Here is a 26,843-nt window from a genome sequence, read left to right on the forward strand (position 1 = left end):
CACATATCTGATCTACTTAACCAAATTTCTTTTTATCGATTGTACAAATTTAGTTTTATTATCTTTTTTTCTCTTCTTTGCCATCACCACTTGTCTAAAATACCATTATTGATTACACTATACTGGAGATCTTATGGAGGGGGGGATGTATTTGAAACGGAGAAAAAAGCACCATCATGCCTATTTAAAAGTCTTTCTTCCATTTGCTCTTTTCTCATCTCTCTGCATCCTGATTTTTGCTGTCGTAATCAGCCTCATTCTAAGTGCCAATATGAAGGAAGCATACTTTGATTCAGAGTTCTACCGTTTTGTGGCCAATGCCGTTTCCATCGCTTTGATTATCTTTTCAGTCAGCTTCTTTTTCAGCTGTGTTCTGGCTTATCGGCCCGTAAAAATGATCATGGTTGAAAATGAAGATTTATCGGCAGCTGAAAAGGCGGCCAAAACAGAATTAATCAAAAAATTTCTATATGAACTCTGTGTATACGGCAAATCAGAATGCGAGCTGTCACACTTACCGTTGAAGGAATATCTGCCTCTGGATCTATTATCTCCTTTGGGACTGTGTTTGGTCTTTATTGACCGTTACAGAATTTTCTTTCAGAAAACACCATCTCAACAGCTCGAAATTCTGAGCACTGTAGAGGCCATTATTACTGATGAGATGCAAGAACTTTACCGGGAGATTACGATCATAAGTCCTGACCGAAAATATCTTATCGTCACCTATAACGCAAAACCTGAACCCAGTAAAGAGATTCTCCAAAGACTTTTTATATCAGCGCAATCAAAAATCCTTCAGACTACGGGATTTACAGTAACAATTGTCTCTCAACCAGAATCTGTAACGATTGAGCATCTGGATATTATTTACAAAGAATGCATGCAGGGTATACACCAACGCCTTTTTACTGGCTGGAACAGTCTGATTCAAATTCAGGCGGAATCTGACGCCGTGTTATTTTCTCAAACAGAGTTTACTGAAGAACTAAAAAAGCTGAATGACCACTTAATTCACGGAAAGTTAGAGCAGCCAGATGCATTTTCCAATCTCCTCAAGCGGTATACTGGAGACTGGCTCGCCTACCAAACTGCACTGCTTTCCGTAAGAAGTCAGCTGGAACAGGATCTTCTGGTTCTGGAAAACAGTAAAAAAATAGCATACCACGAAACCATGCGTGAGCATCTGATATTTGATAATTGTGAAACTACAGAGGAAATCGATGCGCTGCTTCTTCAGACCGTGCAGTTTATTAAAAAGGAGTATGAACATGCAGATCAGCAGAGACAACAGGGCTACATTGATGAGGTAGAACGGCTGATCGAAAAGAATTACCAGAATTGTGATTACGGTGTTCTGCAGATTGCCATGGATCTAAATTTATCCAATACCTATATCAGTAAGCTTTATAAAGATTTGACGGGAACCAATATCATAGAAAGACTGACACAGTACCGGATGAAAGCAGCCGTTTCTCTGCTTCTTGAGACAGACATACCGGTTACTGACATTTACAGCCTTGCCGATTATACCAGTGTAAACTACTTTTACAGGGTTTTCAAAAAATATTACGGTGTTACTCCTGGACAATACCGGGATATGAAAGGAGATTCGCAATGAGAAACCATATCTGCCCTAAACTTATATTCGCGCTGGTTCTCGTATTTATAGGAATGCTGTTTGCCCATGCAGTGAGTACTTCCTGGTTCCAGATAAAAATTCAGAATTTCCAGTACATAACCAAAGACGGAATGAAGATAAACGGAACTATGTACATCCCTAAAGATGCCACCACCACCACTCCCGCACCTGCAGTAATCACATGCTCAGGAGGAAACAATGAATATATCATGCATGAGGCAGTCAATACAGAGCTGGCGAGAAATGGATACGTTGTCGTAACATTTAATCCATATAAACATGGAACCTCTGATATTGCCGCGACAGATACGATGGGGGCGGATTCCATTCTCACATATACGGCGGCACTGAGTTTCGTAGACAGCAGCCGAATCGGCATGGAAGGACATACGCTTGGAGGTTCCTATCTATGCCAGGCTGCTGCAGTACACCCTGAACTTGTTCGTTCTCTTATCTGCGGCGATTTTATTGATTTGAACGGTTCCGGAGAGCTCATGACAGGTGACAAAGATTTTCACTGTACCTGGATTTTCGCCAAATATGGAGAATATACGATTAATCCCAGTAAGGATCTGGAATCCCCTATGCTTCAGGCTATTTTCTCCCTTGAAGGTCCTGTTGAAAATGGCATCACTTACAAAAACCAGCAGAATTCCTACACGAAAACAGCATATCTGGCCAGTACTACCAATTTCGGATATCATTTCAGCTTCGAAGTCATAGACCGGATCATGGATACCTTCGGGAGAACTATGGGAACTCCAGCAGCCAGACCGCTTCCTCAGATTTGGCCTGCTGCTATGCTTGGTAAGGCAATAAGCTTATTCGGGCTGTTTTATCTTTTGTTTGCAGTATTATCAGCGCTCCTGCACACGAGCCAGATCAATTCCTATTTTCCGGAATCCGATGCTGCATCGGAAAAAGGCAGTTTTTTTTCAGTATCTTTGCTGTGGTTAAGCCCGCTTCTGGGCGCTGCCGCTTATATCCCCCTCTATGTGCTCGGGAAAAAGATTCTGGAACCTACCATGCTTTTTCCACAGTCTGATTCCAATGGACTGGCCATTTGGGCCGCCTTTATTTCATGCCTCTGTCTCCTCTTTATTCGTTTACTGGATCGGAGAGTTCAGCCGGCGGTAGCCTTATCTGTACTTTTGAACGAACGCTTTGAAGGAATTTTAAAGGCCTTTTTGCAGGCTGCCTGCGCATTTGCCTGCTGCTATGCCTGCAACTTAACTGTAAAATGGCTGTTTGGAACAAATATAAACCTGTTTTGCACAAATTTTTCGATTTTCAATCCGCGTAAAGCATTAGCCGCCTGCTCCTATTTTCCTGTATTTATGATTTATTTTTTCTGCACTGGGATGTTCCAGATAAAATATCTGTATTTTAAGGCAGGGCACTTAAATCCTTTATTTAACTGCGTTTTCTTCAATACCGCAGGCTTCGCTGCCCTTCTGCTTCTGAATTTTTCAAGCTTTCCCTTAACAGGAAATGCCATGTTTCACTGGGGGCGCTTTGCATTTGCGCCAATCCTTTATATGCTTCCTGTCCTCCCTGTTTTTGGTATCGTTACTCATTGGTGTTACGTCAGAACAGGGAAGATTTATCTCAGCACTTTCGTCAATACATTCCTGTTCACATGGCTTTTCATCGCTACCAACGCAATGTATCTCGTATAAAAAACTGGGTTGACAAACAACAGCCCGCTTCTCAGCGCCATATAAGGCGCGAGATGTGGGCTGTCTGTATCTGTCTCTATTAATCCTTATTCTTCTGTCTCCGAAACCTCAATCCCCAATTCCTCCAGCTGCTTTTCATCAACCGGTGCCGGTGCTTCTGTCATCATATCAGAGGCATCCTTCACCTTCGGGAATGCAATGACGTCACGAATGCTGTCCGCACCCACCATAAGCATGATCATGCGGTCGAGGCCGTAAGCCAAACCTGCGTGAGGCGGTACCCCGTATTTAAATGCGTCAAGCAGGAATCCGAACTGCTCCTGTGCCTGTTCCGGGGTGAAGCCCAGTACTTCGAACATCTTGGACTGGATGTCTCCCTGATGGATACGGACAGAGCCGCCGCCCATCTCGGTACCATTTAACACGATATCGTAGGCTTTTGCACGCACTGCGCCCGGATCGCTGTCGATTAAATGCCAGTCCTCATCCATCGGCATGGTAAATGGATGGTGCATGGCAACGAAACGTCCCTGTTCCTCGGAATACTCAAGGAGTGGGAATTCAGTTACCCATAAGAACTTGAAGTCATCCTTTTTCAGTAAATCCTGCTGCTTTGCCAGCTCAAGTCTTAAGTTTCCTAATACATCGAATACCACTTTATCTCTGTCGGCCGCGAAGAGGAGCAAGTCTCCCGGCTTTCCTTCCATGGCTTCCACTAATGCGTGAAGCTCATCCTCTGTCATGAATTTTGCAAAGGAGGACTTGTAAGTTCCATCCTCAGCTATGGCAATGTAAGCCAGTCCCTTTGCACCGAAGCCCTTTGCAAACTCCACCAGCGCATCGATCTTTTTACGCGGCATGGCTCCTTGTCCATTGGCATTAATACCGCGAACGGAACCGCCTGCCTCCAGAGCATTTTTAAATACGGCAAATTCTGAGCCGCCAACCACATTAGAAACGTTCTTTAACTCCATCCCGAAACGCATATCAGGCTTATCGGAACCGAAGCGATCCATCGCCTCACGCCATGTCATTCTCGGAATCGGAAGTTCCAGATCAAAATTACAGATTTCCTTAAATAATCTCTTTAACAGTCTCTCATTTACATCAAGGACGTCTTCCACATCCACGAAGGACAGCTCCATATCGATCTGTGTAAACTCAGGCTGTCTGTCGGCACGCAAATCTTCATCACGGTAGCATCTGGCCAGCTGGAAATACCGGTCGTAGCCGGAGCACATGAGCAGCTGCTTAAATAACTGTGGAGACTGCGGAAGCGCATAGAAGGAACCCGGATGGACACGGCTCGGTACAAGATAGTCTCGTGCGCCTTCCGGCGTACTCTTGATTAAAGTCGGAGTCTCAATCTCGAAAAAGCCTTCCTCTGCCAGAAATGCTCTCGTGATGATGGCAGCCTGGCTTCTGACCATGATATTTCTCTGAATATCAGGTCTTCTCAAATCAAGATAACGGTATTTTAAACGAAGTTCTTCCTTTGTCTTGCTGTTCTCCTCAATCGGGAATGGCGGTGTCTCAGACTCGGAAAGAATGCGGAGACTCTCTGCTCTTACCTCAATGTCGCCTGTAGCAAGATTCTCGTTCACTCCGCCGGCCCGCTTCTCCACATGTCCTGTCACAGCGATTACGAATTCGCTTCTCAGCTTCTCAGCCTTTGCAAAGCTTTCTGCGCCGCAGTCACTCTCCTCGAAGATAATCTGCAGAATACCGGAACGGTCTCTTAAATCCACGAAAATAATTCCGCCTTTGTTTCTGCTCTTCTGCACCCAGCCCATAACGGTGACGGTCTCACCGGCATTGCTGCTCGTTACCTCTGTACATCTATGGGATCTTTTCAGTCCCAGCATTGATTCTGCCATAATGTTCCTCCAACTTAATCGTAATATTATTTCAAAGCTTCCCTGTAAAATTCCTTAAACTCGGTATAGCCTTCCTTCTGTAAATTCTCCTTCTGAAACTTCTTATTCTTGTTCATCTGAGAAACGAGAACACAGACCCCTTTTGCCCGCTCGTTCATGGCCTCCTGAATGGCCGCGGTCATCACATCGGCACTGACGCCCTTCTCGATCAGAAATGCCTTCTTCTCCGTACTTCCCGGAATGGTAAAGCCCTCTTCCATCAGGATCGTAATGATTCTCTCGAAACCGATGGAGAAGCCGCAGGCCGGTGTCTCCATGCCGGTAAATTTGCCGATCATCTTATCATAGCGACCGCCGCCGCCAACAGATCCCGGGAACCCATCCACCTGGATCTCATAGATTGTACCGGTGTAGTAGGACATTCCGCGCACCAGGGTCGGATCGAAGATAATATCGAACTGACTGGTAGCGATACTGTTTACACTGTCCATAATGGCTGCCAGATTTTCTGCCATCTCCGGATCCATTACATCTTTTAATGTCTCGCCGAGAGAACGGACCCCCGCCGCATCCGGGGTCACCGAACCGAACAGGGCTAAATACTGATCGATCTTCTCTTTCTCATAACCGGCTTCTAAAAGCTCGGCTGCAACGCCTTCCATGCCGATCTTATCCATCTTATCCAGAATGATAAACACCTGGTCAAAGGATTCCTCCTGAAAACCGCAGTAAGATGCCATTCCCTTTAAGATGTTTCTGTCATTGATACGGACATGGTAACCCTTAAAACCAACTTTGCCAAGAAGCGTGGTAGTTGCCAGGATCAGTTCGATTTCAGCCAGTCTGGTTGGATCGCCTAAAATATCAATGTCACACTGAACAAACTGGCGGAATCTGCCTCTCTGAGGCTTGTCCGCCCTCCATACGCTGCCCATCTGCAGTGCCTTGAACGGCGCTGGAAGCGCTGCCGCATTATTGGAGTAATAACGGCATAACGGTACGGTTAAATCATAGCGAAGACCGCTGTCTGCCAGATCGTTCTCCGTCTCTGCGGTGTCGAGGTGCAGCTTGTCTCCGCGCTTCATAATCTTGAAGATCAGTTTTTCATTATCGCCGCCCTGCTTGCTGGTCAGGTTTTCAATATGTTCCACACACGGGGTCTCGATGGATTTAAATCCAAATCCACCGTATGTCTCACGAATCTGATTCATTACATATTCCCGTACCGCCATCTCTGCGGGCAGGATATCTTTCATGCCGGTAACCGGTTTCTTTTTCAGTGCCATACGTCTCACTCCGTTATCATTTTATTCATTTCTTCCCTGTATTTCGCCGCTTTCGCGGGAATAACACGTCTTCTCTCTATTTTACTGGTCTTTTTTAGTTTTGCAAGCGATTTTTGAAATTTTTCTTCTTATATTCATAGATACGCTGCTGCAAACCAGTATTTTGAACACAGAACTGCCACTTATGCGCCGGATAAGGCATTTTCCCGTTGATTTTTGTGCGGAAGCTGACTGGTTCTTCCATTTTTCTATCTCATATACAAAAATATGCCCCTAAGACGATCATTTTATTTGAATCATCATCTTTAGGGGCATATTATTAGGATTTATGGTAGTTCTGCAGCCGCTCCGTCTCTATTTCCAGCTTCCGGTGTTTCTATTTTCTCACCTTTTCCATCTTCCGTATCCGGTGTTTCTATTTTCTCTCCATCGACCTCTCCGGTATCCGGTGTTTCTGCTTTCTCACCTTCTCCATCTCCGGCTTCCGGCGTCTCTACTTTCTCGCCTTCTCCATCTCCGGCTTCCGGTATTTCCACCTTTTCACCTTCTTCATCTCCGGCTTCCGGCGTTTCCACCTTCTCTCCTTCGCCCTCTCCGTTATCCTTTCCATTCTCAGGTAGCTGGGCGCCGGTATTTTCTTCCTCTGCCGGATTATCCTTCGGCACCGTGACTGCTAAATCAGCCGAGTCAACCGCTGCGGACTTTTCTTTCACAGTGATGATAAATTCCTGCACCTCATAGCCATCCGCTTCGAGGGTCACAGTATTATCTCCTTCGCTGAAACCATCTGCGGACAGATCCAGATACTTCACTACACCATTTTCTCTGGTTGCTTTGAACGAGGTTTCAGAGTCATCATATATACCCATGGAAATTCTCGTATATGGCGCGCCGTTAACCGATACTGTTAAAGCTTCATTTTCCAGATATTCCTTTGCCGCTTTTTCGTCTGTTGTATCAAAGACGACTCTGTAGTAATCCGCATATAAAAAGGATTTTTCAACGTATTTATAAGACTTCATCTGCGGGGTCTGTTTCTCTGCTGTATTTTCATCTGAATCAATCGTGAACTCCAGCGTCTCATAGCCCTCGTTCTCGACTGTCACCTTATTTTCCGCCTCAGTAAAGCAGTCTGAGGTCAGATCCAGATACTTCATCACTCCATTTTCCCCGGATACTTTGAATAACTGCTTATCACTGTCGGAGAAACTCATCGAGGTTCTCTGATACGTTTTACCATTGACCGTTACCTTTAAATCCCTGCTCTCCAGATATTCTTTCAATGAGTCTTCATCCTCTGCGAGGAAGCTCACCCGATAGTAACCTGAGGATACAAAAATGTCTTTCACAAGTTCAAAGGTTTCTATCTTCGGTGTCTCTTTTCTGCCTTCGGCGCTATCCTTTGCGTTGATGACAAATTCCAGCTTTTCAAATCCCTTCGCTTCCATAACTACGCGGTTCTCTTTTTCCGTAAATCCATCCGTCGACAAATCTAAATACTTTTCCACCGCGCTGCTGTCCTTCGACAGTTTATACGATTTGGTCTGATCGTCGTAAAGCCCCGATAATACCTTTGCATATGGAGTTCCATTGACAGTCACCTTAAGATCTTCACTATTTAAAAATGCTTTCAGCAATGTCTCATCGGTGGCATCAAATGTAACCCTGTAGTAGCTGCCCGACAGGAAACCGGCTTCCACGTACTCCTGCGCCTCCACTCCCGGTACCTTTTTGATTTCCTCTTCCTGACCGCCCTGATCCGCTTTCTTTTCAATGGTAAATTCCAGCACCTTTGGCGTATATCCTTCTGCCCTGGCTGTTACGGTATATTTTCCGGCTTCTTCAAACAGTCCTTTCTGAAGGATAAATCCATAGTCGCTGCGGATGTAATTATCATCTCCTCCTATGGTGCCTTCTGTCTCCGAAGTTACCATAGAACTGTTTCCATCCGGTCTCTTCAGCGTTATCCCCGTCAGATGCTTCATGAAATCACCGCGGATTTCTTTCTGCTCCTCATCGGATTCGCCGCAGGCTGCAATAACAGGAACGTCCTGGCCGGTATAATAAACAGATGCATCCTCCGACTCTTCTCCTGCCGCCGGATTGGGATTTGCAAGAGATAATTCAAATATTTCCAGGGAACCGTCTACCTTTAATACCACGTTTGCCGTCTGGTAGCCCTCTGCCGTCAAACGGAGAGTATGAGTTCCTTTGGTCAGCTGAAGCGTTCCTCCTGCGGTTCCTTTTGTTGTCGCGTAAATAGTAAGCGTACCTTCCGCCTCATCGTAAGAATACTGACTGATATAATCATCGTTTCGCAGCTGAACCGCATTGTCATCCAGATACAAAGCGGTCACAGCGGAAAGGTAAGCCGGATCTACACTGCACCTGATTACTATATCATTTCCGAGAGCGCCCTCTAACCCTTCCAGCTGAGGGGCTTTCTTCCCAACGACATCGTTAAAACGGAATGTAGAACCGAGAAGGCCATCCTCAAGCACACGTTTGACCTGATATGGACGGTTTTTCGTCAATCCCGCTCCCATTTCCGCATATTCGCTGAAGGAAAGTGATTTTCCGTCTTCCAGCTTCGCATCCTTCACTGCGTTCAGATAGGAGATAAAATCGTACAACTCCTCTGCTTCTCCATCCATCACGGAAACCGGTGTCATATCGGCCCAGCGTGAGAGAACCGTCTCGGAAGCCTGATTATCGATCCCAATCTCATTAAGAATCATGGCATTGGCGAGAAGATCCTGATCGAAGATCAGAAATGCATTGATATTGATGCTTCCAGACGAACCGGAGTCTCCTGAAGAACCGGAACCGCCTCCAAGGGAAGCGCTGGAAATCGCGTCAATTCCATAGCTTCTCACCGATGCAAGCGTATTAAAGCCTGATCTTGATTCTCCGTCACGTATTTCCACAGACTTTGTCATGGTCTGATAGCCATCTGCGTAAACCTTTACTTTATAAATTCCGCTTTCTTTTGTGACTTTTTCGTCCTCGGTGTTAGTGCCGCATATATGAAGCATATCACCAATTTCATACCATTCCGAGATTTCCTTCAGAGTCTTTACTTCTCCGGACGGAGTCGTTAATTCCACCCGGTATATGGGGGAAAGAATCTCTGTGCCGAATGTCTCGCCCTCCGGTCCTTTGATCACAAACGCAAAGCACTCCCCCGGCTTCGGACTCGTATTTAAAGTATTTAACTGCATGGTAAAAAGTCTGTTATCTACAAGATGCGCCGGTACCGTCATGGCAGCGCTGCTGTAATTGGAAGACAGATGAATCTGAACGCGTCCTCTCGAAAATAAATTCGACTGCGGCAGCTGGATCCGGATTATTCCTGTCTTGCCGTATGTACCTGATTCTGTCTGCTTTATATAGGACAGATTGCCGTTCAGTACGCTGTTTTCCGTATCAAGCGCCCGGACCGTTCCGAGGCCATTAAACCAGGCCGCCTGCGCCTCTGTCTTTAAGGACAGCTTCACAGTGATCTCTCCATCGCCTGACTCGTTATCAATCAGTGCATCCGGGACGTAATAATCGGCCGGTATCTCAGCTGGTTTTTCGTCCCGCTTTCCTGTCAGGTCAAAGGTGGTACGCTTTGGTTCTGTGCGGACGTTACCATTGGCATCATACACGTCGAGATAATAGTCAAAACCGGAAACCGGACCATTGGCTAGAATCGCTGCAGGGGCGGAATCTGCACTGCCGGCTTCAGGGGCCGCTGTCGCTGCTTTATTTCCGATTCTTACCTTCTGCTCCTTATGGTCGCTCTTTCTTGCCACCGTAATCATCTCCGGATTTACTACGGTGCTTTCCCATTTAACAACAGTTCCATCGTCGTCCACTCTGGTCAGTGACGCCGTAATATCCGTTCCATCAACAGAAACAGTATAGTCGTCAAGGGTTCCGTTTTCAAAGGTAACCACAACGTACTGTATCCAGCCCAGATCCAGAAGTTTCGTCTTCTGACTGTTTACCAGAGCGGCTTCCGGTGTTGTCTGTCCCTCGCCGCCGCTGCCGGATCCCGAACCGGAATCGGTACCGCCGTTGTCGCTACCGCCGCTGTTTCCACTATCGCTTCCGCCGCTGTTCCCACTTCCGCTTCCGCCACTATTCCCACTTCCGCTTCCGCCACTGTTCCCACTTCCGCTTCCGCCACTGTTCCCACTGTCGCTTCCGCCACTACTTCCACTTCCACCGCTACTACTGCCACTTCCCCCCGCAGTCCTCGCGTCCGCCGCCTTCTGCTCCGTCGAAGGAATCCCCCGGCCAGCCTCATAATGGACGGTGCCGTCTTTTTCGGTCCATCGGCCATCGGCATTGGTCAGGAAACCGTCAGGCGTCATCTCACCCGCATACATTCTTCCCGTACTTCCGCCGCTTGTTTCCTCAAAATAGTAACAGTGCCCGTCTATCCACTGCCAGCCGGTCACTGCGCAGCCGAAGCTCCCGTCGTGAACTGTATTCATGAAAAACCAGTTCCGGTTCTCATCCTGAAACCACCCGGTACGCATCTGTCCGGCTGTCCCGTCCTTTTCCTGATTAAAATAGTAGCTTTTTCCATCAATCTGCTGCCAGCCGGTACACATCTTCCCATCTGCCGGATTTAGATAATACCAGCCGGATTCGGTTTCAATCCATCCAGACACGGCATTCCCCGATGACTCATAATATTTCCAGTCCCCGCTCTCATACTGCCATGTGCCCTTTTTTATCTCTCCGGGTCCCGCCGCCCAGGCCGCCCCGGTCTGTGATATCATGCAGACCGCTGCCAGTACAGATATTGCTGATTTTCGAACCAGTTTCTTTTTTAGCATCATACTTCCTCCTGTCTCTGTGATTAGTTATAGCTAACCGCATGAAACAGTATATCATTCTGCCTTTCTGGCTGTCAACGGATATAGTTAGTTGATACTAACCTATTTTTATCAGTAACGTTCTGCGCTGTTCCTTAACCGGATCCGTCAGAGGATGAAAACAGGGCCATGTCTGCAGCTTTACACCACTCAGACACAGCCCTGCGGCCTGCCGTCTCATATGCCCCTGTCTCCCCCGACACGGCTGCAATTAAAACGGCCCAGCCCGCGATCTATCTCATCAATCTCTCCCCGAACTGTAAACAAATGCTCCCGGCACCGCCTTCGACGGGTCATAATTCTCCAGGATCTTTCTGTAACGCTCCTTATATCCGTTATCCACGTCAAGCTGTGGAATCACCTTTGCCCCTTCCTCAAAGAAATGGATCGAACCGCGCCCCATCTCCTGGCCGCGCCTTGTGTGCTTGTCCAGCGCCACATCCAGGATCTCCGGTACTTTGCCCATGGCCGCCTCTTTAATGATGATATTCTTTAAATAATCACTGGAGCGGTCCTTCGTGCATGCGCAGAGAATTCTGATCGCATGGATAAAGAACATGGGCTGGTCGCCGTCGTCATAAGCGAACTTCTTTCTCATTTCATCTAAGGTATTGATCTTTCCTGCCGCGTCCAGATCGCCGAATCCGATGTCTTCCACAGAGATCGACAGCAGGCGGTGCCATACCTTTTCCAGTAAGGCCGGGCCTGAGGTGTACAGCTCATACGCGTACTGACACGCTTCCTCCACCATTCCGCGGCGGATTGACTTCTGCAGACAGGAGATGATCTCATCTGCTGCAAAACCATTCTTTGTCGTGGCATTTGCCCATATCGTGTAATTTGCCATCATCATGCTCCCTTCTGATTCGTATAGATTTCTATCAATTCTTCTACCAAAACGCGCACCAGCTCCGCCGACATGATCTGATCCTCTGCGTGAGACATTAGCAGGGTGATCTGCGGCTCCAGGGTGTTGACCTCTTTTAACAGGATCTCGCCGTGCTGCTCGTGAGCCTGGCGGTAGAACTGCTCGCCTTCCCTGATTCTCGGCTCCACAAGCTCCCAGTTTCCTTTTTTCGCCTCCTGCAGCGCCTGCATATAACAGGACTTGGCACAGCCGGCATAGGTCACGATCTGCATTGCACATTCCGATAATTTCGTAACATCAGCCATTTTTTAAGCCTTTCTTATGATTTTTTCAAAAGTCCCATCGCAAAATCCAGGGCTTTGTCGCCATCGGCCAGTGCATAGACCCTTGGTTCAATGCTTGCAACCGGTATGTTTAAGATACTCTTTATGTTGTTTACCGCGTAAACCAGCTGTGGTCCGACCAGACACACGTCCCACTTACCAATTTCATCACTGATTCCCGCATTTGGCACCGCCTCACAGGTAAGCTCCATATTCCGCTTCTCAGCCGCTTCTCTCATTTTCTTCATAATGATAGAACTGCTCATTCCGGCGTTACAGCAAATTAATATTCTCATATTGCCTCCTCCTACTTTAATTCCGGCCAGTATTCCTTATTGGCCTCGATATAATCATCAAGGATCTTCTTAGCCACATTGGCGCTCGGTACTGTCTTTGATAAAGTCAGCGCCTGCCATAACTTATGGTAGCTTCCCTGCTCATAGGCATCCACGGTCAGCTTCTCTACCGCAACCTGTTCCTCCATAAGTCCCTTCTGGAAGGTCGGAATGGTTCCGATGGTGATTGGCTCGTATCCGTCTTTTCCAACGATACACGGAATCTCTACCATGGCATCCTTGTCGAAGTTCTCGATAGCGCCGTTGTTTCTTACGATAAGCAGCATTCTTTCATGGGTATTGAAGGCCAGAGCCGTCGCCAGATCCACGATAAAGGACGCGTGGATTCCGATCTCCAAAGAAGTTCCCTCTGCGGTTCCCGCCTCCGCAATCCTTGCGCACTCGCCGAAGACACGTTTCTCTCTTCCATCCATAACCTGGTTCGCTCTGGTGTACTCAGGATTTGTGTGGGCTACCATGTCGTCACCGAATAAGTAGTACTGGAAATAGGAATTCGGGGCCATTGTCGGATCAAGCGCGGTTAAATCTTTCACCTTCTTTGCAGTCTCATACCAGGAATTGTCTGTATAATCTCCATTGTTTCCTTCATCAGGAAGCGTATTGCCGTATTTTAACTGATGCTCAAGAAGCTTGTCAATGTATTCGTTGCCGTCCTTATCCTTGATGGAGGTCCACCAGCCGAAATGATTGAGGCCGAAGTAACGCACCGTCATTTCCTTGCGGTCGTTAAAGCCCAGGATCTTTGCAATGTTGTTCTCCATACCAATCGGCATATCGCAGATGTTGATAACTCTGGCGTTGGGTTTAAAGCGTCTGCACGCCTCCGCTACAATAGCAGCCGGGTTGGAGTAGTTAAGCATCCAGCAGTTCGGAGAGTATTTCTCCATGTATTCGATATTTTCAAGCACTCCCGGAATCGAACGCATGCCATATGCGATTCCGCCGGGTCCACAGGTCTCCTGGCCAACTACGCCGTACTTTAACGGGATCTTCTCATCTTTTTCTCTCATTGGAAGCTGTCCCACGCGGATATGAGCCAGACAGAAATCAACGTCTGTATAAGCCGTCTCCGGATCTGTTGTCGCCGTAAATTCGATGTTTGGATCTTTCTCCTTTACGATAATCCCGCATGCTTCTGCCAGTCTTCCCTGGCGCTCTTCATCATTGTCATACAGCTTGATTGCGCGAAGCGGAAGTCTGTCTAAATTATCCAACAGCATAAGAATAATCTCAGGCGTATAGGTACTGCCGCCTCCTGCGATTACTACAGAAAATTTTTTCTCACTCATTTTGTCTCTTTCTCCTTCTACCAGATATATTGTCAGTTACTTATTGTCTTGAAAATGCCTCTAAAAAAGCTCAATGGAAGTGGATATTCTGATCAAGCGGTTCAAAAAGTCTTTTTCATCCGCTGCTTCATACAGTGTGTGGACCAGATTATCATTCATGGCCACCTGCTTGAAGAACTCAAACAGAATGCTGACATCGTCATTGGGTCTTCCCTCGATAGCCAGAAGGAAGATGACCTTCACCGCTTTCTTACAGACTGTAATCGGCGGTTTCAAAATAGCAGCCGCAACCGCGGTCTCCTTTGCAAATGTCATAAGCGGATGCGGAATCATCACGGATTCCCCGATAACGGTGGGGTAATTAATCTCCCGTGACAATACGTCTTCCACGTATTCTTCTACCGTCCCGATCTTATCCTGCTCTTTAAAACGCACGGAAAGCGTCTGTATAACCGTCTCAAACGAGACCGTTCCATTCCATTCCGCCGAAGTGCTTTCTTTTGCAAAAATCTTTACGCACTGGGGATTAAAGTATTTATTTACGATAATACTGAAGCGCCTGCTCACCCGCATGCGCCTGATAAAGCCATTCAGTGCGGAAAAATCCTGCTGGTTCGGTATTCCACTCACCCAGAACACGGGAATCTCCGTATTCACTCTCTGTCCCTCCGTGGATATAACGAGGTCCACCGGCTGTTCCTTGGCGTACTGCTCCAGCTGGTGCTTCGGAAGGACCTTTACGATTTCAATCTGATTCTGGAAATGGTCGTTTAACCAGCTGCATACCATGGCGCAGACGCTCTGCCTGGGAGCGTTGATGATCACGGTCTTTAGCCGCCGGTTCACCTTTTCCAGGAAATAGGCCACATAAAGGGCCATATAGGCGATCTCTTCATCGCGGATCGGGATGTTCTTATATTTAAACATGATCGGGACGAGGAGAATCGCAATTTCATAGGCATACGGATACTGTGTCTTGATATCCTGCAGAATGGGGTTGTCAATCCGGTAACCGGTATCGATCCTGCGGATTAAATACTCCAGATGAAGCGCCATATTGTCAAACAGCTCATCGGACTGGTGTAAGTCAAAGCTGTATTTATTCAGCACTTCCTGACAGAACTCATTTAAAATGACACTGCTCAAGGCGCTGGCCCTCGTATTCTCCTGGCTCTGAACGAGTCTTACGGAGTACAGGAATATCTTAAGGAGTGCTTCGTCACTCTCCGTCACTTCCAGTTTCAGCGCCTTCAAATGATACAGAAGATTGGTCAGAACCTCTACCGTAAATTCATCTGCCTTCACACCGGTGAGCTCGTGGCCCTGCCTTTTCCTCATAATAGTCGCATAAACTGCATTTGCCACCATATAAAGACTGGCATCCGAAACCAATATCTCATGGCTGCCGAAATAATTTTTAACTGCATTTACAAAGTTTTCATACTCGCCGCGGTTATAAGCACCGCGAAACAGAAGTCCCAGATAATCACTGCCAAAATCCGTATGTGTCTGGACTTCGTATTTGATAATATTAAAAATGGATAATCGTATCTTTTCTTCATTTTCCACGATCCGAAGCTGATTTCCCTCCAGATGCAGGGGACTGAAATCCATCTTATCCTCCAGCATCTTGCAAAGCTTCAGCACTTCTTCCCGCAGCGCCGTCTGGGATAAGAACAGTTCCTCCTCCAGATCGTATAAATTGCAGCTTTCCTCCTCCAGGACATGGCCCAGAATCGCGTAGCCACGGTTGTGGGGGGCGATGACATTAATCCTGTCATCGCCGCCTCTTAACACTGCCCGAAATTCCTCCATATCCCCCTGTGTGATATAGTATCCGATTCGTTTCGAGGCTTTAATGGAAGGGTAAGTCTTCCTTCCCTCCGTCTGGCAGAGTAGTTGATCGCCACTTAAGGCCGAATTTATCTGAAGAATATCGTTCCTGATGGTACGGGAAGACACTCCAAAATATTTTGCCAGTTTATCACCTGTGATTCCTGACACATTATTCATGATATACTCTATGATCTCTATCTGCCTTTTTGTAAATATCATGTTCTGCTTACTCCGCTTCGCTCTGAGCTTCTCTCTTCAATTCGTCTTTTTCCATCATCTTGAAGAATGGGTAATAAATCAGTGCCATGAGAACCAATGATACAAATACAAGAACTACACTTCTCCAGTCGTACGTCGTGAGGAATGCACCGACACCCGGAGGCAAAAATCCTGGAGGCGCTGCCACCGGATAGCCTACCAGTCCCATCTTCATACTAAAGTATGTAAGAACGGTAATGAGCAGCGGTCCGAACACAAACGGTATAAACATATACGGGTTAAGCAGAATCGGAAGTCCGAAGATAACCGGCTCATTGATGCCAAAAATAGATGGGACGAGTGATGCCACACCGATGGATTTAAATGACTTGGCCTTTGATCTCATCATAAAGAGGACGAGCCCTAATGTCAATCCTGAACCTGCTACCTGAAGGAAATTATAGTACAGTCCATAGGTAAAAATGTGAGTGACCGGAGCACCCGACGCGTAGTTGGCCATGTTCTCTGCCTGGTAAGCAATTGCGAAAGCCGCCCACACCGCTGAGGTGATGGAAGGTCCGTGAAGGCCGAAGAACCATAAAAACTGTGTCAGGAAAATGACGATCAACAGTGCAGGAAGTGTATCCATGGTGCTGATAGCCGGCGCTAAAAGCTTCATAATGGCTGCCGGGAACGCCAGGCCTGAAACTGCAATCGAAATATTGGCGATTGCAACCGCCACAATAACATTGACTACCAGAGGGATCAGGGAGGCGAAGCTCTCTCCTACCATCGGAGGTACAGAAGACGGAAGCTTGATAATTACATTGCGCTTAATCAGGAACCGCGTGATCTCCACACTCATAATACCGGAAATAATACTGGTAAAGAGCCCCGACGCACCTAAGAATTCGGTGCTGATTCCGCCTTCGATGGAAACTGCGGAAAGGATTAAGTGAACGATGATGGCCGTAATACCGGTCTGTGTGTTATGGGTTCCGTATCTCTTTGCCAGTGCCGTGGCGATGAAAAACGCCGCGAAGATTGACAGTAAGTCATTGGTAAAGCCTGCCGCGTACGTCAGCACACCCATGTGGGCAGAGATAAAATCGTGAATAGGTCCTGAAGCGATTAAGTTGTTCAGTGCGATCGGCAGAAGACAGATCGATCCAATAATGATGACCGGAATGTCCGCGATCATACCGTCTTTGATTGCCTGAAGCCAGTTGTTTTTCTCTACCCAGTTGGCGACAGGCATCATGTACTTCATAAGCTTGTCCTGAAAACCTGAAGTTTTCTCGTTCATAAAGAAATTTCCCCCTTTGTGGTTTGTTCTTAAGGCCTTAATATTGTAACTAGAGTGTACATGATTTTGTCTGCTGCTGCAAACGGGGTTTTTCCTAAGTGTTAGGAAGCGAGTTTAACCGCCAAATAGCAAAATAAAGAGTCCGGCTCGCCGGACTCTCTCGCTGAAGCGCGGTCGCTTCAGCAGCCATATTTCCTTAGCGCGGAGTACGCATACCCGATAAAGCAGGGCACGCTGTTCAATCCTTCTCCTAACTTAAGTCCATTTCCACATCATCCCGGTTACACTCCAGATGATCCCCCGCCACAGTCAGCTCCGCCGCCTGCAGTGACGTCCTCCTGTGCCTGTATTCCCATACAAAATCCGGGTTATTCCGCTCCTCCCGGCCCACCTCCGGATGCGTAAAATAGAAGATATAGGCCCTGTCCTTATAAACCAGCACATCGGCATGGGCACCGATCGTCCCGTCGTCGGTTCTGCTGCCCGGCTGTACCAGAATATTGGGACAGCGGTCCCAGTGCTTCATATCGTCGCTTCTGTAAACCCCAAGTCCCTCCCACGGGTCGGTAATCATCCAGTAATGGTCTTTAAAGAAAAATACATTGGGGCCTTCATGAGGGCAGTCGGTAATTTCCGGTCCGCCTACCGTCCAGTAATACAGATCTTCACTGTACGCCGCATAGGTGTGACTATTATGTACTTCATCCTTATACCACATTTTCCATTTCCCATGCGGACAGGCCATCACACAGGCATCAATCACCCGGTCAGAGGAGAGAGAAAGCGGTCCTGCAAACGTCCAGTCCCACAGATTCCGGCTGGTATAGTGGAGAATCGTTCTTGGGCAGTCCCACGTGGTTGGAATTCCTCTTACATACGACACATACATGTGGTAAATCCCCTCATGCAGGACTATCTCCGGTGCCCAGTATGTATTTCTGCCCTTTTCATACTCAAGCCCCTGAGCAGTTCCCCTGTACGTCCATGTCTTCCCGTAATCATCAGAACTGGCAATCCCGATATCACTTCCGTGCATGTAGGAGAATCCATGATTCACCCCTGCCGCCCTTCTGTTTGTATAAAAAATCCACCAGTTCTGTTCCTGTTCGTTCCAGATAATGACCGGATCCGCGGCTCCATCGTATACCGGATCGCGAAACAGCGGTGCCTGTGGTATCACTCTGTTTTTCATGATCAATCTCCCTTTTTAGTATTGTAATGATATAAGTGCGCCCTCTTCCGGGTACTCTTATCCTTTAACCGCTCCGCTGGTAATGCCGGCAATAATATGCTTTTGCATAGCCACATAGAAAATTGTAATCGGAATCAGCACTATCACCATCGTACAAAGCATCACGGTCCAGTTATTGGCAAACTGTCCGACTCCCTTATATACCTCCATAATTAATGTAAATTTATCTGAAGAACTGATAAACAGATACGGCAGCATAAAATCATTCCATATCCACATAACGTCAAAAATTATAATTGTCGTCGTCACCGGTTTCAGCAAAGGAAACACGATCCGCCAGAACAATTTCCAAAGGTTCGCACCGTCGATCAGCGCGGCTTCCTCTAAATCCTTTGGCACTCCACCTAAGAATCCCTGATACATAAACATGGCAAAATTACACCAGCTGGAGTACAGTACAATCATGCCTGCTACCGAATTCTGAAGCTTTAAAAAAGACATCAGGTTAAACATTGGAATCAGCGTCGTCTGTACCGGAACCATGAATCCGACCAGAAAGTAAAAGAACAGAAACTGAGTCAGCCTGTTTTTTCTCCTGCTTATGGCATAGGAAGCCATGGAGCCTATGGATATAATAATCACAACTGAAACTACGGTAATTAGAATTGAATTGCGGAAGCTGCTCCAGAAATTGATGGTGTGGAGCGCCTCTTTATATAAGTCCAGAGTAAAACTTTTTATGGGGAGAGATAACGGTGACACAGTCGCTTCCCTGGCCGGTTTAAATGTATTGACGAGAAGATAATAAAACGGGATGAAAAAAATAACACAGACGCCAAGCATGGACGCTTCAGCCAGAATACCCTTTACACTCTTCTTTTTCACTACCATTTACTCCACCTCCCGCTTCTTCATAAGCTTTAACTGAATCACACTGACAATTGCAATAAAGACAAAGAAAATTGCCGACATGGCAGTTGCTTTTCCATAAGATTTTTCAACAAATCCAGTCTTAATAATGATCTGTGAAACCAGAGTGGTTGACGTGCCAGGGCCTCCGCTGGTCAGCGCAAACGGCAGATCGTACAGTTTCATGGAATTTAAAAGCAGCAGCATAACGCTGACGGTCATGGCCGAGGCCAGCATGGGAAAGGTAATATACCGGAATTTTTGCCATGCAGTCGCTCCATCCACATTAGCAGCTTCATAATACTCTGTTGGAATACTCTGAAGCTGAGCCAGATAGATGCAGGCATGCCAGCCGACGACACTCCATAAATTAACAAGAAGCACGGAGAACATCGCCCATTTCGGCACTGCCAGCCACATAACCGGATTGATCCCGAAGATTCCCAACAGCTTATTTAACAGCCCGTTGCCTGTAGGCGACAGAATATAAGACCACAGATAACCCAGAATAATGGCGCTGGGAACTGATGGGAAAAAGAATACGGCTCTCTGGAGGTTTTTTGTTTTCATCCCGGAATTCAGCACCAGTGACAGCGGTATGGCAAAAACCGTCGTCACCAGAGGAAATACAATGCTGTAAAAACATGTATTCAGCAACGCGTTCTTCATCGAACGGTCCGCAAATACCATTTTAAAATTCTTAAGACCCGTGAAGCTTAAGTTGCTCATAGAGTAACCATCCCAGTTGGTAAAGGACAGGCCCAGTGTCTGAACCAGCGGTATCACGGTAAGTACCGTGTATACAATAAACGCAGGCAGAATAAACAACAGATATGGCAGTTCTTTTCTCAGTTTAACCTTCATTTCAATCATCCTTTCATGAAAAATGGGTAGAAAAAGGGTGCTGCAAAAGGGTATGTTCCTTTTGCAGCACCCTTTTATAGCTCTTACATAATGAAAGCTATTGACTTAATTCTGCCTGTTTTTCATCAAGCCTTACAGGTATATTTTCAATCGTATCGGCTCCCGTAATCGTATCTTGAATACCAGATAAGAATTCCTTATAGATTCCTGAGGAATTATTCCACACAATCTGAGGCAGGTAGAAACTGCCTGTAACTGCGTCCTCTTTGAATTTCTCAAAGACGGTTCCCATGGTATAGTCGATTCCTTCCACTATAATCGCATTATTCGTGACCTTCTGCCACTTCACAATATTTTCATCCCTGGCCATATATTCTATAAATGCGCGGCAGGCATCTTTATGCTCTGAGGAGGTGCTGATTGACAATCCTACATTTACAGCCCCCGGCAGGACACGGTTTCCGTTATTGTCGGAAAGTCCGAAAATGTCGTAGTTCAAATCGGGATTCTTCTGTTCGATTGTGGCAATATTCCAGGGGCCTCCGTGCATCATGGCAACCTCGCCGTTGGCGAACATGTCAATCACCTGGTCGCTGTTCAATCCCAACGCCATCTGGCTATAGAGCCCGCTGGCTATCATATCCTCGTACCAGCGTCCTAACGGTTCCGTGTATTTTTCCTGAAACGTCGCACGGCCTTCGTTGATCTGAACATCCGCATCCGGTTCCTGACTGATTACACTGCACTGGTACAAATCCTGGGCCAGGTTATGAACGTTGTCGGCATCATCCAGATATGGTTCTACACCTATAGCCTTCAGTTTTGCTGCACACTCCACAAACTCCTGCCACGTCTTCGGCTCCCCTTCGATTCCGGCCTGTTCAAATAAGTCTTTGTTATAGAAAATACCGCCAATCCATGCATCAGGAGAATAACCGTATATCTTCCCATCTTTACCATAGGTCGCCGAGGTCGCCGGATCAATTCTTGAGAAAATCTCCATATCGCTGATATCCTCAGCTACCCCTTTACTTATAACCTCCTGCTTGTTCTCCGCAGCAATATAGAACATATCTGTCATCTGTCCTGATGCAGCTAAAACACTGAATTTATCCACATACTGTTGTACTGGCGGCACATACTGAAGGTCAATCTTTATATTGGGATTTTCCTGTTCGAATCCCGTGATAAAATCTCCCAGAATCTCATCCGTATTCCAGGATAAAAGGCTGATTGTAACCTTTCCCCCTGCGTCTTTCATCTTTCCTTCCGCCGTACTCTCTGCTGCCGTACTGTCCGCTGAAGCCGTCTGTCCTGTATCTCCCTGTCCGCCGCATCCGGAAAGAACTGCCGCTGCTGTTAATACTACTGTTAATAAAGCTGCTCCTCTTCTCATATGAGGAAACCTCCCTTTCTTTGATAAGTACATTATACCCATCCGGAACCCGTTACTAAATGCGTAAAACTCAGGTATTTTTGCTTCTTATCAAGGGAACGGCCAGCCTTCCTGCTGAAAACTACACTTTCTTTGCTCAAAACTACGAATGCCGGCGATACTGATTCGGCGACTGCCCCGTATACTCTTTAAACTTTCGTGAAAAATGGTACTCACTTTCATATCCAATCCGCCTCGCAACAGCCCCAACCGTGTCGTCAGTCGTCGCCAGAAGTTCTTTGGCCTTCTGCATTCGCAACTGTGTCACATAATCCCAGTATCCAAGCCCTGCTTTTTCTTTGTAAAGACTGGTAAAATAATTTTTACTTATCCCAATAAAATCAGCTGCCATCTGAACCGAAAAGCCGGGATCAGAGAATTTCAGCTCTGCAAATGAATTTGCCCGGAATACGACGTGCTCACCTTTTCCAGCCTGAAGAATCTTATGTTCCAGTTCTCCAAACGCCTCTTTTATTTTAAGGCATAAAAAGCCATTCAACGCTTCGCAGCTGACGGTATCATAGATTTTCTCCATGCGGAGGTTCCTCATAAGAAAGAACGACTCCTCAGGAGCAAATTTTTTCAGGCAAAACTTTATCTTTACCAGGACGTCAAGCACAAAATTCTTCAAAAGACGCGGAGAAATCATTTGATTTCTGGCATAAAAAAATTGACTGGCGATAAAGTCCAGCAGCCTCTCAGGCGAATTTTCCGAGAGAGCTGCTACGATCAAACCATCTAACGGCGCAGTATACAGCTCCGTATCAAGAAAGGGATACTCTTCTATCTCATACACTTTGCCGTATTTTTCATAAAATCCATAGTTTTCCTGTGAGCTGGACCGTGCCAGAAACTCGTAAAGCGGCCATGTGCTTTTCCCGTTTTTCCATGCGTAAATCTCTGCGGCATAATCATTTTTCCGGTAAAATCCTATGATAGACTGCATGGCCGGTTCATCAGAAAAAGTGCAGCCAGAGCCAAGATAGAGAGAGGTTCCTGTCAGAGAAAAAATCATGTCCAGATGCCCGGCGACTGCAGGCAGTGCCGCCAGCTCTGCAGTAAGCTTTTTCATCTCCGCTGCAGAGACCTCCTCGCCCAAAATCGGCCGCAGAACCAGGTGATACATTGTCTTTATTTCCGGAAGATGCTTAAGCGGCGGCGGCCCTCCCTCCACATTCTGAGAGATACAGGCAAATACCTGATTCATTTCATCGACATATGGATTGGAACAGATATCCCGGCTTTTCTCTGGCTTTTGCCTGGCATCCAGCGTCTTCCTGATTTTGTCCACCTGCTGATTCAGCATCATACGGCTCACCGGTTTTAAAAGGAAATCCTGAACACCGTAACGGATTGCCTTCTGCGCATATGAAAAATCGCTGTACGCGCTGACTATAACAATCTGGACATCCTGATTTTCTTCCCGGATACAGCGAACGCACTCAAGGCCATCCATGAGAGGCAGCTGGATGTCCATAAAAATCAGATCAGGCTGAAGGCGCTCGTACATCCGAAGCGCTTCCAGACCATCCGCCGCAGTTCCCACAACCTGAAATCCCTTTTCCTCCCATGGAACCATTTTTTCAAAAAGCTGGTAGTTAATGGTCTCGTCATCCACAAAACAAACCTTATACATAATCTCCCCCAATGATACAGTTAGTGCAGCGGATCATAAATCCTGGTACGGGATACGCAGCGTGACCTCCGTGTACTCTGATTCCATGCTGTCAATGGTAATGCCGTAGTCTTCACCGTAGGTCAGCCTAAGCCGGGAATTCGTATTGATAATCCCGATTCCCCCTGCCTCAGCCTGCCCGTTCAGCCGGCTGCACAGTGATACATAAGTCTCTTTCCCAATCCCGCATCCATTATCTCTCACCGAGATCAGAATATCTTTCTCCTCTTTCCATACTCGGATGACAATCATGCCTCCCGTTCGGTTCTTAAGCCCGTGCTTAAAACAATTTTCCACCACCGGCTGCAAAATAAACTTGCAGGTCAGACAGTCAGTCAGCTTCGGATCACAGATAATTTCATAAGAGAACATCTGTGTAAATCTTTTTTTGTAAAACATCAGGTAATCATCGATATAATCCAGTTCCTCCTTAAGAGGGACGCGTTCCCGTTTTCTCTCCATCGTGTAACGCATCATTCTGCTGAGCGCCTGAATCATCTCTTCAATCTCCAGATTATCTGACAAGACAGCCTTAGCCTGGATCAGCTGAAATACATTATAAAGAAAGTGGGGATTAATCTGGTTCGTCAGCGCCTCCAGTTCCGCTTCCTTCTGCTTCAGTTTTGCTACGTAAACGTCATTAATCAAGTCATTCATGTGATCTGCCATTTCCTCAAACCGGGAACGTATGACAGCCAGTTCCTGCGGCGCATGCTCGAAGCCGCTGATATCAGTAGACCGGCTTCCGTCGTAGGAAATGATTCTCTGAATCAGGGCGTTAAACGGGAGCTTGATCATATGGCTGTTGTAAGCAGTGATCATAACCAGAAAGATCAGAATCACTGCCATCAGCAGCGCCACAACCACAAGCAGCTGTCTGATCGGCCGTATGACGACACCCAGACCGTTCTCCGATACCATCGTCCAGTTATTCGACAGCTTTTTAGAGATATAAATGGACTGATCCGTCTGAATCACGCTGCATTCACCTGCCTGTAAACTGCTAAAAGCCTCTTCTGCCTGCTGCTCCAGCCGATTCCGCTTATTTTTATAGTCCAGAATGATATGGTTATTTTCATCAAGTATAACAAATCCGGAATCAGAAAGCTGCTGTGACAAAAAGGACTCCGTCAGCTTGGATAAATCGCACTCCATCAAAATATAGCCTATCAGCAAATCGGACTGATACACCGGATAAAAAGCCGTAATCGTCCTATACGGCCCTTTATTCTCATACATGTGGTCTCTTCCATGGGGAGACGCGTATTTTACAAAGGTATCCTTTGAAACAGCCTCCTGGAACCAGTTCGAATTCACGTAATCATAGCCGCTGCGCAGAATATCATTCATGCTGTACACAACGGTGGAATCCGGCTGGATGAAAAGTACATCGGTTATGTAATCACTGAACAGATTGATATTGGTCAGAAATGTGTCAACACTGCGTACTGCCTGCATCCAATCAGCTGAATACAGCGTATAATGGCTCCTCAGCAGTCTAACCGCCGGAGTGTAGCCTGACAGCGTGACGAAAGGCTCCTCCAGGCTTTTCAGCCGGCTGTCCAGCGTATCAGCCACAGTGACCAGCTGTTCCTCCTTGCTGCGAAGAATATTCTCCCTCATGTATCTGCCGATAAATATGGTAAACACAATGGTTAACAGAATAACTGCCGTAATAAATACACCTGAAACCCTCATAACTGTCTGGGTTACAATTGACCGCTGCTTTTTCAATATTTTCCCCTGCCCCCGGATTAATCCTGCTGACACCGCACTGCACGGACCAGCAGCCTTTCCTTCCTATCCAGCATCTCATCGATCCTTGATATATACTGTTCCACGTCCTTGACGTTCTCCACCCGTTCCAGCCGGTTTTCCGCCGGGAACACCACCTTTGTGGTTGTACCCGCTCCACAGGCCACGATCGTCTGTTTTTCTTCCATGATCAGAATATTATAGATGCAGGCTTTGCCCGGTCTGGAATAGCCTACATTTTCAAAATTACCTGCCATGTTTTTCTGGCGGTATAAATAGTAAGGCTCCTGTCCCATTTCGCGGGCGCAGGCGGCGGTTAAGTCAATCATCTCTTCGGTATTCATGATCTTTAAGTCTCCGTACCGCTCCTTAAACATGTTAAGGCGCGCCGCGCGCTTGATGGCCAGGGAGTGAACGGTGATGCTGTCCGGATCGAGCGATTTGATTTCTTCCATAGTACGGCGGACATCCTCCAAATCTTCCTCCGGAAGTCCGATAATTAAGTCCATGTTGATATTGTCAAAGCCCATTTCCCGCGCAAGACGGTATTTCTCCTTCACCATATCCACCGTATGGCGGCGGCCGATTAAGTCCAGCGTCGCCTGCTTCATGGTCTGGGGATTGATGGAAATACGGGTGACGCCATGATCCAGCAGAACCTTTAACTTTTCCCCTGTGATACTGTCCGGTCTTCCCGCCTCAACTGTAAATTCCTTGACTGTGGAGAAATCAAATGTGGCTTTTAGCTTCTTCATGACCATCTCTAAGTGTTCCGCAGAAAGGGAAGTAGGCGTCCCGCCCCCAAAGTATACCGTATCCAGGGTGCGGCCAGCCATGGTCCGGGCCACATAATCCATTTCTTTAAATAATGCATTTAGATACTCATCCATCCGCTTTTCCCAGCTTTTAATAGGGAATGAGGTAAACGAACAGTAAAGACACGTGGTTGGACAAAATGGGATTCCGACATACAGGCTATAGCCGTGTTCATAGTCAATGGCAGAAAGCAGCTCCCGCTCCCGTTCTGCAATCTCAATACTCAAATCGATCTTAGCGTCACTGGCTAAGTACGTCTCTTTCATGTAAGTCCGGATTTCATCCTCATTTTTACCTTCCAGCAGCTTGGTCATGGCTATTTTGGTCGGCCGGATTCCCGTGAGCGTCCCCCAGGGCAGCTCTTTCTTCGTTTTTTTCGAAAGCAGGCCGTACAGCATACGCTTAATCCGGTTTTTTGTCTCAAAACGGTTGGAATAGTCTGCTTCCACTGCTGCTTCGTTTTCGAGGATTTTTCCATCCTCCCCATACTCTCTGACGGTCAGCGAATAGCAGTCCGTTCCTGTAGTTCCATATACGGAGAAACGGGGCATCTCCTCCCCGTCCCTTTCTTCATGAATATACGTTTCTCCCGGGTAAAATGCCATGAGCAGCTCCCGGATATCCTGCTCATACGCGTTGTCATCTAATATAATTCCTATCATCGTA

The 26,843-nt window shown here is 46.9% G+C and carries 19 protein-coding genes; 2 read left to right on the top strand and 17 right to left on the bottom strand.

Annotated features, from left to right (window positions below; translation table 11 throughout):
* Nucleotides 1-151 precede the first annotated feature (151 nt).
* Both DFR60_RS20535 and DFR60_RS20540 read left to right on the top strand, forming a co-directional pair.
* On the top strand, nucleotides 152-1,621 hold the full coding sequence (locus tag DFR60_RS20535; RefSeq protein WP_167437661.1) for a helix-turn-helix transcriptional regulator: 1,470 nt from the start codon (nucleotides 152-154) through the stop codon (nucleotides 1,619-1,621).
* Nucleotides 1,618-3,321: an alpha/beta hydrolase family protein gene (locus tag DFR60_RS20540; RefSeq protein WP_110324564.1), complete on the top strand. Its 1,704-nt coding sequence runs from the start codon at nucleotides 1,618-1,620 to the stop codon at nucleotides 3,319-3,321. Before DFR60_RS20535 ends, DFR60_RS20540 begins: the two co-directional genes overlap by 4 nt.
* Before the next feature lie 86 nt (nucleotides 3,322-3,407).
* Here the strand turns inward: DFR60_RS20540 and aspS are convergent, their stop codons facing one another.
* The 17 genes from aspS to hemZ all read right to left on the bottom strand — a co-directional run bounded on the left by aspS (nucleotide 3,408) and on the right by hemZ (nucleotide 26,839).
* Nucleotides 3,408-5,198 (bottom strand): aspartate--tRNA ligase, encoded by a 1,791-nt coding sequence (gene aspS / locus DFR60_RS20545; RefSeq protein WP_110324565.1) that lies wholly within the window; start codon nucleotides 5,196-5,198, stop codon nucleotides 3,408-3,410.
* A gap of 26 nt (nucleotides 5,199-5,224) precedes the next feature.
* Nucleotides 5,225-6,484 (bottom strand): histidine--tRNA ligase, encoded by a 1,260-nt coding sequence (gene hisS / locus DFR60_RS20550; RefSeq protein WP_110324566.1) that lies wholly within the window; start codon nucleotides 6,482-6,484, stop codon nucleotides 5,225-5,227.
* Nucleotides 6,485-6,578: 94 nt separating this feature from the next.
* The gene (locus DFR60_RS30470; RefSeq protein ID WP_167437662.1) at nucleotides 6,579-6,728 is read right to left on the bottom strand and encodes a hypothetical protein; all 150 of its coding nucleotides are present in this window, start codon (nucleotides 6,726-6,728) and stop codon (nucleotides 6,579-6,581) included.
* An 82-nt stretch (nucleotides 6,729-6,810) separates the two neighbouring features.
* A complete protein-coding gene (locus DFR60_RS20555) occupies nucleotides 6,811-11,319 on the bottom strand; it encodes a hemoblobin-interacting domain-containing protein (protein WP_243005134.1) in 4,509 nt (1,502 codons plus the stop codon).
* 277 nt (nucleotides 11,320-11,596) lie between these two features.
* Nucleotides 11,597-12,208: a hypothetical protein gene (locus tag DFR60_RS20560; RefSeq protein ID WP_029467659.1), complete on the bottom strand. Its 612-nt coding sequence runs from the start codon at nucleotides 12,206-12,208 to the stop codon at nucleotides 11,597-11,599.
* Complete coding sequence (locus DFR60_RS20565; RefSeq protein WP_110324567.1) at nucleotides 12,205-12,528, bottom strand: PTS sugar transporter subunit IIA; 324 nt, start codon at nucleotides 12,526-12,528, stop codon at nucleotides 12,205-12,207. Before DFR60_RS20565 ends, DFR60_RS20560 begins: the two co-directional genes overlap by 4 nt.
* 14 nt (nucleotides 12,529-12,542) lie before the next feature.
* Complete coding sequence (locus tag DFR60_RS20570) at nucleotides 12,543-12,842, bottom strand: PTS sugar transporter subunit IIB (protein WP_110324568.1); 300 nt, start codon at nucleotides 12,840-12,842, stop codon at nucleotides 12,543-12,545.
* Nucleotides 12,843-12,853: 11 nt separating this feature from the next.
* Complete coding sequence (locus DFR60_RS20575) at nucleotides 12,854-14,191, bottom strand: 6-phospho-alpha-glucosidase (protein ID WP_110324569.1); 1,338 nt, start codon at nucleotides 14,189-14,191, stop codon at nucleotides 12,854-12,856.
* Between the two features lie 60 nt (nucleotides 14,192-14,251).
* The gene (locus DFR60_RS20580) at nucleotides 14,252-16,246 is read right to left on the bottom strand and encodes a BglG family transcription antiterminator (protein ID WP_110324570.1); all 1,995 of its coding nucleotides are present in this window, start codon (nucleotides 16,244-16,246) and stop codon (nucleotides 14,252-14,254) included.
* A gap of 7 nt (nucleotides 16,247-16,253) precedes the next feature.
* Nucleotides 16,254-17,531, bottom strand: coding sequence for a PTS sugar transporter subunit IIC (locus DFR60_RS20585; protein WP_110324571.1), 1,278 nt, complete (start codon nucleotides 17,529-17,531; stop codon nucleotides 16,254-16,256).
* Nucleotides 17,532-17,781: 250 nt separating this feature from the next.
* The gene (locus tag DFR60_RS20590) at nucleotides 17,782-18,723 is read right to left on the bottom strand and encodes a glycoside hydrolase family protein (RefSeq protein ID WP_110324572.1); all 942 of its coding nucleotides are present in this window, start codon (nucleotides 18,721-18,723) and stop codon (nucleotides 17,782-17,784) included.
* Between the two features lie 57 nt (nucleotides 18,724-18,780).
* The gene (locus DFR60_RS20595) at nucleotides 18,781-19,614 is read right to left on the bottom strand and encodes a carbohydrate ABC transporter permease (RefSeq protein ID WP_110324573.1); all 834 of its coding nucleotides are present in this window, start codon (nucleotides 19,612-19,614) and stop codon (nucleotides 18,781-18,783) included.
* A complete protein-coding gene (locus DFR60_RS20600) occupies nucleotides 19,615-20,496 on the bottom strand; it encodes a carbohydrate ABC transporter permease (RefSeq protein WP_110324574.1) in 882 nt (293 codons plus the stop codon).
* Between the two features lie 97 nt (nucleotides 20,497-20,593).
* Nucleotides 20,594-21,892 carry an ABC transporter substrate-binding protein gene (locus DFR60_RS20605; RefSeq protein ID WP_167437663.1) on the bottom strand — a complete coding sequence of 433 codons (1,299 nt, stop codon included), beginning with the start codon at nucleotides 21,890-21,892 and terminating at the stop codon, nucleotides 20,594-20,596.
* Nucleotides 21,893-22,034: 142 nt separating this feature from the next.
* Nucleotides 22,035-23,567 carry a response regulator transcription factor gene (locus tag DFR60_RS20610; protein ID WP_110324576.1) on the bottom strand — a complete coding sequence of 511 codons (1,533 nt, stop codon included), beginning with the start codon at nucleotides 23,565-23,567 and terminating at the stop codon, nucleotides 22,035-22,037.
* Nucleotides 23,568-23,600: 33 nt separating this feature from the next.
* Complete coding sequence (locus tag DFR60_RS20615; RefSeq protein WP_110324577.1) at nucleotides 23,601-25,340, bottom strand: cache domain-containing sensor histidine kinase; 1,740 nt, start codon at nucleotides 25,338-25,340, stop codon at nucleotides 23,601-23,603.
* Between the two features lie 20 nt (nucleotides 25,341-25,360).
* On the bottom strand, nucleotides 25,361-26,839 hold the full coding sequence (gene hemZ, locus DFR60_RS20620) for a coproporphyrinogen dehydrogenase HemZ (RefSeq protein WP_110324578.1): 1,479 nt from the start codon (nucleotides 26,837-26,839) through the stop codon (nucleotides 25,361-25,363).
* Nucleotides 26,840-26,843 lie beyond the last annotated feature (4 nt).

The organism is Hungatella effluvii (assembly GCF_003201875.1).
GTDB lineage: Bacteria > Bacillota > Clostridia > Lachnospirales > Lachnospiraceae > Hungatella > Hungatella effluvii.

Coding starts and splice junctions, on each gene's coding strand:
- aspS (WP_110324565.1), bottom strand. CDS start 5,198: ATGGCAGAATCAATGCTGGGACTGAAAAGATCCCATAGATGTACAGAG.
- DFR60_RS20590 (WP_110324572.1), bottom strand. CDS start 18,723: ATGAAAAACAGAGTGATACCACAGGCACCGCTGTTTCGCGATCCGGTA.
- DFR60_RS20575 (WP_110324569.1), bottom strand. CDS start 14,191: ATGAGTGAGAAAAAATTTTCTGTAGTAATCGCAGGAGGCGGCAGTACC.
- hisS (WP_110324566.1), bottom strand. CDS start 6,484: ATGGCACTGAAAAAGAAACCGGTTACCGGCATGAAAGATATCCTGCCC.
- DFR60_RS20585 (WP_110324571.1), bottom strand. CDS start 17,531: ATGAACGAGAAAACTTCAGGTTTTCAGGACAAGCTTATGAAGTACATG.
- DFR60_RS20610 (WP_110324576.1), bottom strand. CDS start 23,567: ATGTATAAGGTTTGTTTTGTGGATGACGAGACCATTAACTACCAGCTT.
- DFR60_RS20600 (WP_110324574.1), bottom strand. CDS start 20,496: ATGAAGGTTAAACTGAGAAAAGAACTGCCATATCTGTTGTTTATTCTG.
- DFR60_RS20555 (WP_243005134.1), bottom strand. CDS start 11,319: ATGATGCTAAAAAAGAAACTGGTTCGAAAATCAGCAATATCTGTACTG.
- DFR60_RS20605 (WP_167437663.1), bottom strand. CDS start 21,892: ATGAGAAGAGGAGCAGCTTTATTAACAGTAGTATTAACAGCAGCGGCA.
- DFR60_RS20540 (WP_110324564.1), top strand. CDS start 1,618: ATGAGAAACCATATCTGCCCTAAACTTATATTCGCGCTGGTTCTCGTA.
- DFR60_RS30470 (WP_167437662.1), bottom strand. CDS start 6,728: ATGGAAGAACCAGTCAGCTTCCGCACAAAAATCAACGGGAAAATGCCT.
- DFR60_RS20560 (WP_029467659.1), bottom strand. CDS start 12,208: ATGATGATGGCAAATTACACGATATGGGCAAATGCCACGACAAAGAAT.
- DFR60_RS20580 (WP_110324570.1), bottom strand. CDS start 16,246: ATGATATTTACAAAAAGGCAGATAGAGATCATAGAGTATATCATGAAT.
- DFR60_RS20570 (WP_110324568.1), bottom strand. CDS start 12,842: ATGAGAATATTAATTTGCTGTAACGCCGGAATGAGCAGTTCTATCATT.
- DFR60_RS20565 (WP_110324567.1), bottom strand. CDS start 12,528: ATGGCTGATGTTACGAAATTATCGGAATGTGCAATGCAGATCGTGACC.
- DFR60_RS20595 (WP_110324573.1), bottom strand. CDS start 19,614: ATGGTAGTGAAAAAGAAGAGTGTAAAGGGTATTCTGGCTGAAGCGTCC.
- hemZ (WP_110324578.1), bottom strand. CDS start 26,839: ATGATAGGAATTATATTAGATGACAACGCGTATGAGCAGGATATCCGG.